The organism is Flavobacterium aquidurense (genome assembly GCF_031458035.1).
Classification (GTDB): domain Bacteria; phylum Bacteroidota; class Bacteroidia; order Flavobacteriales; family Flavobacteriaceae; genus Flavobacterium; species Flavobacterium aquidurense_C.
Genome location: NZ_JAVDXR010000004.1, coordinates 371,991 through 383,530, shown reverse-complemented (window position 1 = coordinate 383,530; position 11,540 = coordinate 371,991). Strand labels below are relative to the sequence as shown.

General features: G+C 36.2%; 9 protein-coding genes. All 9 read right to left on the bottom strand.

Annotated features, from left to right (window positions below):
* Positions 1 to 96 precede the first annotated feature (96 nt).
* Positions 97 to 504 carry a DUF6530 family protein gene (locus J2X17_RS09165; protein ID WP_310296757.1) on the bottom strand — a complete coding sequence of 136 codons (408 nt, stop codon included), beginning with the start codon at positions 502 to 504 and terminating at the stop codon, positions 97 to 99.
* Positions 505 to 563: 59 nt separating this feature from the next.
* Positions 564 to 1,142: a hypothetical protein gene (locus tag J2X17_RS09160; protein ID WP_310296755.1), complete on the bottom strand. Its 579-nt coding sequence runs from the start codon at positions 1,140 to 1,142 to the stop codon at positions 564 to 566.
* A gap of 106 nt (positions 1,143 to 1,248) precedes the next feature.
* Positions 1,249 to 2,409, bottom strand: coding sequence for a restriction endonuclease PLD domain-containing protein (locus J2X17_RS09155; RefSeq protein ID WP_310296753.1), 1,161 nt, complete (start codon positions 2,407 to 2,409; stop codon positions 1,249 to 1,251).
* Positions 2,410 to 2,554: 145 nt separating this feature from the next.
* Positions 2,555 to 3,292: an LEM-3-like GIY-YIG domain-containing protein gene (locus tag J2X17_RS09150; RefSeq protein WP_310296751.1), complete on the bottom strand. Its 738-nt coding sequence runs from the start codon at positions 3,290 to 3,292 to the stop codon at positions 2,555 to 2,557.
* A 180-nt stretch (positions 3,293 to 3,472) separates the two neighbouring features.
* Entirely contained in the window at positions 3,473 to 4,096 is a 624-nt protein-coding gene (locus J2X17_RS09145; protein WP_310296750.1) for an alpha-ketoglutarate-dependent dioxygenase AlkB family protein, read from the bottom strand.
* Positions 4,097 to 4,107: 11 nt separating this feature from the next.
* Positions 4,108 to 7,173, bottom strand: a complete 3,066-nt coding sequence (locus J2X17_RS09140; protein ID WP_310296748.1) for a DNA polymerase III subunit alpha — start codon at positions 7,171 to 7,173, stop codon at positions 4,108 to 4,110.
* Positions 7,174 to 7,178: 5 nt separating this feature from the next.
* On the bottom strand, positions 7,179 to 8,360 hold the full coding sequence (gene dinB, locus J2X17_RS09135; RefSeq protein ID WP_310296746.1) for a DNA polymerase IV: 1,182 nt from the start codon (positions 8,358 to 8,360) through the stop codon (positions 7,179 to 7,181).
* A 228-nt stretch (positions 8,361 to 8,588) separates the two neighbouring features.
* Positions 8,589 to 9,575 (bottom strand): hypothetical protein, encoded by a 987-nt coding sequence (locus J2X17_RS09130; RefSeq protein ID WP_310296743.1) that lies wholly within the window; start codon positions 9,573 to 9,575, stop codon positions 8,589 to 8,591.
* A complete protein-coding gene (locus J2X17_RS09125) occupies positions 9,553 to 11,517 on the bottom strand; it encodes an AAA family ATPase (RefSeq protein WP_310296741.1) in 1,965 nt (654 codons plus the stop codon). Before J2X17_RS09125 ends, J2X17_RS09130 begins: the two co-directional genes overlap by 23 nt.
* Positions 11,518 to 11,540 lie beyond the last annotated feature (23 nt).

Sequence of the window (11,540 nt, the reverse complement as noted above, 5' to 3'; positions counted from 1 at the left end):
GACGCTTTGGTTTTATGTTTATTCGAGAAGTTCTTGAGATATTTGAGGAATCTTTTCCAGTCAACTTAGAAGATTCCTCATTAGATATTATGTAATTCAAGGAATAAGTGTGTTCAAAAGATCTTTTAATTCGTCCAATCTTGGCTTTAATATATAGTCGTGCGTCTTATAATAATCCTTGAGGATTTGATATTTGTCAGGGTCAACAATTTTTTCGCCCAATCTTTGTGACACACTTTTTTCGTCTTTATTCGGAGGAAGCATTGATGCTACAATAAGAATTGCTAAATCCAGTGTTCTGTGGATTGGCAGCTCTTCGCTTTGTCTGCTCCAATTCTTACCGGTATGTCTGAGGACTTTTGCTGAGATTTCATTTTTGCCGTATTGTGCTTCTCCAATTGACAGGGCTCTGGCGTCGGTATTTGGCGCATAGTGACCATCTATTGTATCATATTTATCTACTGCTATAATTGGTTTGTGTTGTAAATTTTTTGGAATTGCCATAAGAATTTTGTCTGGTTTAAGGAATGATTAAAAGTTTATGTTAGTGATTTTCGCCAGCCTTAGCTGCTGACTTTACAATTTTCGCAGATGTACTTAATTTTTTTGACTGCATTTTGCCAGATCACTTCAGTAAAAGTACTGTTATCCAGAACAGTTTTGTAATCCTGTAAGGATTTTTCTAAAGCCTTTACAAACATTTCAGAGTTGATTGTCTTATTTGTCTTATCCAAAATTTTGCCTGATCTTAAAATACGCCAGCCATTAGTTGTCTCGGCCTGATGCAGGATTCCGCAGCGAATATTGTAATAAAACTCTTTATAGATACTTTCAAATTCAGGAAAATTTGATTTTTCACTTTTAAAAAAGTCCTCAAACATTTTTTTTCCCATACCCGTTGGTTTAGTATTTTTTTTGCCCTGCTTAAAAGATTCGATTGTTTCAATCATCAGGCAGCAGACGGCCATTTTTAAAAAACCGCTGTCCATACTTTTCACATGTTTGATATACCGGTTATAAAATCTGTGGTAAATAAAATTTGTCAGGGCCTCTTTTGCCTGATCATCCTTATCGGTGATCCATTGCTTGGCTTGTCCTACCGTAATGGTTTGTGTTAAAAGAAAGTCATCAGTGTTTTTCATATTTTATGAAATAAGATTTTGGTTAATCAGTGTAAGAAGAAATAGGGTTGCATGGTATTTTAGTTAATATTTAAAGAGATTAAAGATTCTCAAATCCAAGCATTTTTCAGTTATCTATCCAGTACACATAATTAAAAAAGCTATCGATTTCCAAAAATGATTTCATCTTCAGATCATCCTTTATTTTAGTTAAAAGAAGTGTGTATTGAAGATAATCTGCACCTTTGAAAGAGCCTGCTGCTTTAAAATTTGAGCCTGCGATTGATAAGACTGTAAGTGGGTTTCTATTTAAATTGGGAAACTTTTGAAAATTATAACTCAGCATTATCTCGGTCATTATATTTTCTCCAATACCGAAAATTTCTTTGGATTTTCTTTTTGTATTTAAAAAATGCATCACATTTGAAAAAGCGTTGTCAACGGTGTTGATTGAGTTATCTTTTACAACCCTTACCAGTTCACGAAAAGCATCGGCATATTGCAAAGTGATATGCGTTGTCCGGTGGATACTGCCCGAATGCCAGAGTTTTTCATATCCGGCGTGTCCAACAAGGGGACCAAATAGATCATGAAATTGTACTGCATCCAAAGGTTCATCACTGGCCAGGCGATCCAAATTCTGTCTGGCGAGAATGTATTGATTTTCTCTTGTAGAAGGTTTGATAAATTCTTTTGATTTTTTATAACTTTCATAATAATGCCTAAGCATGGGAAGATCAATTCCCAGGATTTCTGCTTGTTGAGTTCTTTTAAATTTAAAAACTGGCTTTTTGCTATGATTTTGATTGAACTGCTCGAGTTGAGTTTTATATTTTAAAATAAGGCCAAGGATATCCTTAGTATAATAAGATTTGTGAAGGTGCGAGAGATAATGGGTGAGTTGTAAATAATCTGCTGCGTGAGTTGAAGTTTGGGTAAGCATTGAAACTTCATCGTTTACCACCCATCCTGCTTCGGTTAAATTGGCAGAACCGATCAGAATTGTTACCGTGGTTTCTTTACGGAAGACATAGATTTTTGAATGAAATATTCCTGCATCAGGAGTACAGAGAATCAGCTGGTGATTTTCTTTGGTTTTGATAATAGAATGCAGCTCTTCCAATGTTTTTGGGTCGGTTTCTCCGAGTCCGGTTCCAATGAAAAAGGTAGATTTCTTTTTTTTATCATTGCAGAAAGTTTTCAATTCCGATTTGATATTGTTCAAACCGCTCTGTCTTAAAAATCCGGCTGCAAAGATTATTTCATCCGAATTTTTGAAAAGCTGCAATAAATGTTCCTTATGAGATGATCCTTCGTGGTTTGTTATAATCATTGTTGTAGTTTAAAAGAGCTATTAAATATTAGAAAAAAGAGGTGCCAGAAAACTGCCTTTTGTAATTGTTATAATTGAATCCAGAAGACAATAATTTCATTTATGATTTCTTATAACTATATTTAATAGGGTTAGATGCTCCTTTTTTTCGATATTCTTCAGGGATTCTTTTTCTTAGATACAGCCCCTGAATGTCAAGGGGAGCCTGTTGTCCGTTAAACGCGTATCTTTTAGTGGTTTGATTTGTAAGTTCAGCCAAATACCAATTCTCAGCTGTAAAAATCCCTACAATAATTCCTTTTTCTACTGCTAAAACATATTCTGCTTTTTGAGCTCTGTTTGGATCAAGTTTCCATGCAAATCTCACAGCATCGTAGATGTCTTTGTCATTGACTGATCTATTGATGCTGATCATTATAATTTTATGTCTGAAATCTGCTGTTTCAGCTTTGTATCTTTGTAAGATTTCATAAGAATTCATCGGACCAATATCATTACTGTAGCGACCGGCAACTAAATTTGTGGTTCCTGGAAATGCGTCGATTAAAGATGCCTCAACGTGAAAGGCAGTATCGTTATCCAAACCGTGTCTATGAATAATATGAATTACTTGTAAGCCGGTTTTTTGAATCTCTCTAATTCGCTGTAATTTTAAATCAACGCTGTCTTCATTGTCATCTAATGGAATTGAACCCTTAATATGTTCAAAGATCCTGTTCGCTTTCCCTTTTCCAATATAGAATGTTTCACCATTACGAGGATCGATCAATCGGTAAACGTAATAGTTTAATTCAGCTGTAACTTCGGGTGGAAATTCAGTTATTTCAAAGTTATTCATAAATTTATTAAGGTTATAATAATTGCATTTAATCAAGTTTAATTAGAGTCAGAGCAAAAAACAAGAATACCATTCTGTTTGATAAATGTAATGTTTTTCAATGATGAAAAGTTGTATAAACGGAGTCATCAAGAAAAAAATATATTGATTCCAGATCAGTGACTAAATATTCGATAAGGATTATAAAGAGTAGCTAACCTGACGAAATGTTAAGTTAATCCTCGGCAGCACATCACGCGCTGTTTTAGGCACCTGATGTTCCCAATAGGTATTAGTCTTTCCTGCCATGAGTAAAAAAGTACCATGATGCAGAGGAATTTCGATCTGAGGAAGGTCTTTTAAAAATTTATGGCGAAGACGGAAGATTCTGGTCTCGCCAAAAGTAACAGAGGCAATATTCATATTCTTGTTGCTGCTTGTGGTTTTATCACTGTGCCATCCCACGCCATCGCTTCCATCCCTGTAGAGATTAAGCAGTACGGCATTAAAATCGATATGCGTTTCGTTTTCAACCCGTTTGCGGATTGCCAGTAGTTCCTCAGGCCATTCTGGATTTGATTTTCTCGAAGCCCTGTTACTGTGACCATACCAGGAAATCATTCTAGGGGCAGTAACAACCTTGTCATACATTGGCATTTCATATTCATGCCACCGGGTCTGATTGTAAAGTGTCTTGTAATAGTGGTCCGATTCGTGCTTGTTGAAGAAATTATCGATGAGCAGTAAATCCGCATCGGGAACATCAAAAGTTTTTCTTCCCCGGTTTCCAGATGAGAAGATCTCGGTATCGTTGAACAGTGTCATATTCTTGCTCTTTAAAGATTATTATTAATCATTTTATGTCTTGGCAAATTGATTTCATGTTCCTGCGGATATGGATCCCGATGGGTCATGCTGACATCTTCGCGAATCTGTTTGTGGACGGTAAATTGCCTGTCATCAGCATTGGAATAACGGGGATCGGCAATAAAGGGCATCTTGGCCATTTTGGTTACTGTAATAGTCGGAAAATGATAATCTACCTCTACGTTGCCCAAGAGCAGATAACAGCCACCTCCCTGAAACGGATATTCCTTGAGGCTTCCGGTAAAATGTGCCGTATCGAAGAGCTCACCCTCTGTATCGATCCAGGTTCCAAAATACATGGCTCCCATCTTGGTTGGGACATGTTTGCGTGAAATGAGATAGGCTATCATTCTAACTGTTTTTTTATGATGTTTCAGTAGGTCCTTTGCCATAACATCACCACGGAATTTAGTCTGCAGCAGCTCAAAAGGAGAACAGGAGACTGGAAAACTCAAGAGTTCAATCTCATCAAAAGCATCTTCAAAAGCAGAACGAGCAAGCTCTGGCAATTCATATTCCTTGACAGGCTCCTGAATCAACATCAGGCTTCTGTTCTCGGGCTTGAAATTGACAAGGATCAGTCTTGCAATGACCAGCAATTGATTTTTTGTTTTTCCGGTAAAACGGAAAGCGCCGATGAAAATCAAAATCTGAATGCCTTCAATGCCAATTGGAATGCGGTTAATAAAATCCTCGAGTGATTTATACGCACCGTTATTTTCGCGTTCCTGTTGTATCAGCAGGGCTATTTTGGATTCCAGGCTTTGCAGGTGCATGAATCCCAGATAAACATCTGAGCTGTAAAGTGTAGTTTCAAATTCGCTTTTGTTTACACACGGATTATGGATAATAGCACCCGACATTCGTGCCTCATGGACATACACTTCAGTGCGGTAAAAACCACCCTGATTATTGATCACCGCCACCATAAATTCGATAGGATAATGCACTTTCAAATAGAGGCTTTGGTAGCTTTCTACAGCATAAGATGCTGAATGTGCCTTGCAGAAAGAATATCCGGCAAAGGATTCGATCTGTCGGTAGATTTCCTCACTAAGTCTTAAGGGGTGTCCCTGGGCTGCGCAGGATACAAAGAAATTATCTTTCACCTTCTGTAGTGCCGCTTTGGAGCGTCCTTTACCCGACATGGCACGACGAAGGATATCACCATCAGCTGCGGGAAGACCGCCGTAATGCAGAGCGATTTTAATTACATCTTCCTGATAAACCATAATCCCATAGGTTTCACCTAATTGCTCTTGAAACACTGGATGGAAATATTCAAATTTTTCAGGATTATTATGGCGGAAGATGTACTCTTTCATCATTCCGGATTGTGCCACTCCGGGTCGAATGATAGAAGAAGCAGCAACAAGAGTTTTATAGTTGTTACAATTCAATCGTCGCAAAAGGCCTCTCATGGCAGGGCTTTCAATGTAAAAACATCCGATGGTTTTGCCAATCCCCAGAAACTCATTGCATCGCTTCTCATTTTTTGAAATTGTAGTGTCGCGAATATTAAGGCGGATCCCACGGTTTTTTTCAATAAGTTTTACGCTGTCGTCAATATGCCCGATCCCGCGCTGGCTTAAAATGTCAAATTTTTCAAGTCCGATATCCTCGGCAATGTGCATATCAAAAAGCACAATAGGAAAACCCTTAGGTGGCATTTCAAGCGGTGTGTAATTTGTAATGGGTTCTTCGGAGATGAGGATCCCGCAAGAATGCATGCTTCGCTGATTTGGGTATTTCTCCAAAAGCATTCCATATTCCTGTACCTGTTTGACTACTTTGTTAGTCGCATGAAGTTCCATCGGGTTTTTAGCCAGCGCATCGAGCTCCTCCTTGGGAAGCCCGAAAACTTTACCGACTTCACGGAAAATTGATCGGTATTTGAATTCTACATTGGTGCCGCAAAAAGCCACATGATCATAACCGTAACGAGAGAAGATATATTCCAGAATCGTATCCCTTTCTTTCCAGCTCCAGTCAATATCAAAATCCGGCGGACTTTTGCGGTTTAGATTCAAAAAACGTTCAAAATATAAATCAAGCTCCAATGGACAGATATCAGTAATCCCAAGGCAATAGGCAATGATGCTGTTAGCGCCACTTCCTCTTCCAATATGCAAAAATCCCTGAGAGTTACTGAACCGGATAATATCCCAGGTAATTAAAAAGTAGCCGCTGAACTGGAGCTCGTCAATTACTTTGAGTTCCTTGAACATTCGGGATTTAGCCTCTGCATTATTTTTGCCATAGCGCCATTCAAGACCCTGCTTTGCCAGGGTGGTCAGCAGGTTCATATCGTCTTTACGGTTATTGGTGTAAAATTTCTTGTTTTTTGGCGTTTTAAAATCAAATTCAAAATTACACTGTTCGATTATCTTTTCCGTGTTGGAAATAATCTCAGGATACTCTGAATAGCAGGACAAAAGCCTGTCCAGAGGTACCATTACTTCGGTATCTTTACAATAATCATAGACAGAAAGCCGTGACAAAATCAGATTCATATCAATAGCACGAAGGATGCGGTGCAGATTGTATTCTCTTTTGGTACGAAAGGTTACAGGCTGGAGCACTACCATTTTTTTCTGTCTGTTTTTCCACTCGGACAATATCAGTTTTTGTAATTGTTCGGGACGGATTCCGATATATTCATTATCCCTTAAAGATTCTGGCACGTTCTCAAGGGGATAGATAACAATTACATTCTCAAACTTTGGAGCGGTTTCAGGCAGGGCAGTTTTTTCAAAATTGTGTCTGGTTAGATAGCGGTTCATCTCCCCAAGCCCCGCTGCATTTTTAGCCACTGCGATAAAATGCAGTTTATGTTCCCAGCGGAATTCCATTCCTACCAGAGGTTTAATACCTGCAGCTTCACAACCTTTTATAAAATCATAGATTCCCGTTACGGTATTAATATCTGTAAGTGCCAGGGCAGTGATCCCGCAGTTTACTGCCTGAGCAATCAGTTCCTCCAAAGGAATGGTCCCGTAGCGCAGGGAGTGAAAGGAATGACAGTTGAGGTACATGGAAATTATGGTTTACGTTTTAAAATTTCATCTTTGTTATTTGGTTTGAACGAGGCTCCGGCGCACCGCATCACGGCATCGAAACCGTAACGGTTTTTCATTCGGTCCATGGCCTGATAAAGTGCGAGCATTTCTTCGGTGTCCTGAAACAGATCGATCTGATAAGTCCCCCTGACCAGTCCACTGAACCGCACCCCAATCAGACGCAGTCGCATGCGGCGCTGGTAGAGTTTGTCAAAGAGTTCCGTTACGGTTTTGGTCAGGATATGATCCGCTGAGGTGTATTGAACACGGCACTGTTTGGTTTCGGTATCAAAATTGGCGTATCGGATTTTGATGGTGACTGTCGAAGTCAGCCACTCTTCGGAGCGCAGCTGAAAGGCCAGTTTTTCCACCATTCCCAGGATTACCCTTTTGAGCCTGTCAATATCGATGGTGTCCTGCATAAAAGTATGTTCAGTGGATATGGATTTTCTTTCTGTATAGGGCTCGACGGGATTATGGTCTATTCCATTGGCTTTCTTCCAAAGCTCCGAACCATTTTTGCCGATCATCTGCTGCAGTACATCACAAGGCATTTTGGAAAGGGTTTCAATAGTACGAATCCCGATTCGGGACAGTAACTGAAAAGTTTTGTCACCAACCATAGGTATTTTCTGAACCGACAAAGGGTTCAGAAATTGCTGCACCAGATGCTCCGGGATTTCCAGGTTCTGTTTTTGCTTTCCTTCTCCGGTTCCAATTTTTGAAACGGTTTTATTTATTGATAATGCAAAGGTGAGAGGCAGTCCCGTTTCTTTGATAATAGTCTGGGCAAGTTCATTGGTCCATTTATAACTGCCGTGAAATTTGTCCATGCCGGTGATGTCCAGATAAAATTCATCGATACTGGCTTTTTCCACCACGGGCGCTTTTTCCTGAATAATTTCTGTGATGTCATGGGAAAGTCTGGAATACAATTCCATATCACCTTTCATTATTTTGGCCTGTGGGCAGAGTTTCATGGCCATGTGAATGGGCATTGCAGAGCGCACTCCAAAACGTCTGGCTTCGTAAGAACAGGATGCCACAACACCTCTTTCACCGCCTCCAATGATTAGAGGTATTCCACTTAATTCAGAATTTGTCAGCCTTTCGCAGGATACGAAAAACGTATTCATGTCGATATGTACAATAGATCTTTCCAATGTTCTTCTCATTTTTATACAAAAACAAAATTAGCATTGATGATAACAATTTTTTATTTTAAAATGTTATAAATAGTAACAAAATTAAAAAACTCTTATTTTTCAGTACCTGTATAATGGAGAAGAAACAGGGGATTTGGCCTTTATTCAGAATTTACAGCATCCTAAATTAATAGATTAGTTTGGTCGTGGAACAGGAGACTCCCTGATATAGATCACAGCGTTTTTTTATTTTATTATTTTGAGTTGTTTTCCTATGTCCTTAGAAAGTTTAGACAAAGGCCTATTGTTTATTTCTGAATCTAAAGTGTAATTACCCAGTATAAATCTATTAATTGTCGATTTATCTAATTTAAGATCCTCAAAAGCTGTTCTTAGTTCTTGTATTTTGGAATCGTTATAATATAAAAATTTTAAAACCAGTTCTTCTACAATATCAGTATGTTTATTATATATGTGATCTAATCTGAACTCTTGTATATGATTATAAACCCTTTTATCTGTAAAATGAATTATTGGTTCTAATAGTCTCTCATCTCTTTTTTCTACTAAATATTTCAAAATATTTTCTTCATCTACTCTAAATGTAAAATTAGAGCTTATATCTTCTAGATATGGATGAAAAAAATTTGCTGAGTCAAAATCTTTTTTGCTCTTGGCTATATTGCAGGACGAACAGCAAGGTATTAAGTTGCCCATTGTCAAAGATAAGAAAGGGTATTTTCTCCTGGTGTGATAATGATCTAACTGAAATAAGAGTTTTTTGGAATTGCCACTTTTTCCAACTGCTAAAGTAAACTGCGCATTGCAGTACAAACATGCTTTAACAGTTAATTTTTCGCAGAACCATGATGCTTTTGCACTTTTCCTAAAATCCTTATAATTAAATTTATCTTCTATTTCAGTACATAAAGCTGTTCTGGCATCAGCTGCATCTATTAGTAAATTCTCATACTGGCCAGTTGTAAATTTAGTAATTAACTGAGGTATGTCACTAGGGGCAGCTTTGATTATATCTTCAAAGTTATTTATTAAATCATTTATTAAACTCAACTCAGAATTATGATATCCCTGTCGTAAATCTTCCAGACCACTTTTTGCATTAGTAAAATAATTTGTCCATGATCCTTTATGAAAATTAAAATATTCAGAAGAGAAATCTTTAAATTCAACAATTTTATCACCGTTATTTTTAATTTTCGTTACTATTCTCATTTAAATTAGCTTTAATTTTTTTTGCTTCTAACAATGTGTTTTCCAAACTTTCAATATATTGATCAATGTTCTTTATATTGCCATGAAAAGAAGGATAGTTTTCGTCTAATAAATTTTTTAATTGATTTTTAATTAATGGCTCCCCTATAAGCTCTATCAAGGCAGCTAATTCACCTTTACTTTTTTCTTTTCGTTTAATGTCCTTTATAAGTTTATTAATATAGCCTCTGGCGACATCGCCCATTGCTGCACCTTTGTCTCTTAAGAAAAAAGCATTGGAGTAAAGAGAGTGGATATTTGCAGCAAAAGTAGAATTTGAATTTTGCATATTATCAACCTGGCATCTACCTGTTTCCCCGTCTTTTTTCAAATATATTACATGATTCGGAGGGAAATCAGATAATAAAATAGGAGAATGAGTTGTCAGTAAAATCTGGATTTTATTAGCAGGAAAAAGTGTTGTCAGAAAGGAAGTTAATATTGAAATAAATTCGGTCTGCCATTGTGGGTGAAGCCCAACTTCAGGTTCATCCAGCAGTAATATAAGTTCTTTGTTTTTAAAATTATAATATTTAGAACTACTATAAAATCTGGAAAATAATGCAAGTAAATTCTTTTCGCCATTACTTAATCCGTCAAATTCTATTAAAATAAAATTACATAAGTAGTATTTGTGTTCTGTTTTAAAATTTTCATTTTCATAAAAAAGTCTGAATAATTCATTAATGGTTTCTACTTCACTAACTTCAATCTCAAAACAGTCTTCATATAATGTTTTAATTTTTGCATTATCAGTTATAAACTTAATAATATCTTCAAAGATTTTTATATTGATCTTTGTTTTTTTATTAAAGAGTGTTTCTTTTAGAAAAGATTCTAATATGGTATGGGGGGTCCGCTTTCCCTTAGTTGCTTCAATAAAAGTATTTAAGGTGTCTATTAAAGCGTTACTTCCAGCAGTGTTTTTGATACTCCACCTGTAGTCATATTCAAATTTCAAAACACAGTATATAAATTCCCTGTATAAATTTGATTTTAAATCCGTGAAGCCATAGTTATTGGATTTAGCTTTTTCATTGATAAAACTGGTTACTTTTTTTATACTTCCTAAAGTCTGGTTGTCAGTTTTTAAAAAATCATCAATTGTTTCCCAATACATATCGTAAAAAGTATTTATTCGGAAACGGATTTTTTCGATTTTATTGTTAAATATAAAATCATCCCCAACCTGGAAATTAAATAAAAAATCAAGGTATCTTTTAGTCTCAAAAATTTTAAAATTAAGCAGTTCGCTTACTCCGTTTAATCTGTATTGATTTGGTTGGTTTATATTGTTTTTATAATCTCTTATTATTTGGTTTTCAATGGATAGATTGATATATTTTTCATAGTATTCGAAAGCATCATTCATTCCTCCGACTCCTTCAAAATCAATGACCTTGTCGAAATTCAATAAAGGACTATAGTAAAAAACAAGATTATTCTTCAAGTAGCTTTCTACTAATCTGGTTGGATAATCTTTGTCGCGTTTTTCCTTGTATTTAGGAAGCTCATAATTAACTACATCAATATCGGCAACAAAATCTAATTTAAGCTTATCATTATTATATTTGATTTTACTATTATCTCTAAAAATTATGAATTTATCCGTTACTATAAATCCATCAAAATTCCTGTTATGCTCCGTCATTAAATTATTTATTAATGCATCTAGGAGAGAAGTTTTGCCAGCACCATTTTCTCCAATAATAACTTTAAAATCTATTATGTTGTCAGGAAAAATATTTACACTATCCAATATCTGACATTTTAATTCTCCTTCAATTCCGTTTGAGATAGTTCTTTTTGTACTTTCTTCAAATGTAAAATTATATCTTGAGGAAAGATTAAATCCTGTTCTTGAGATATTTCTGAAGTTGTTTATCCAAATGTATAATAACATATAATTTAAAATAATAAAAGATT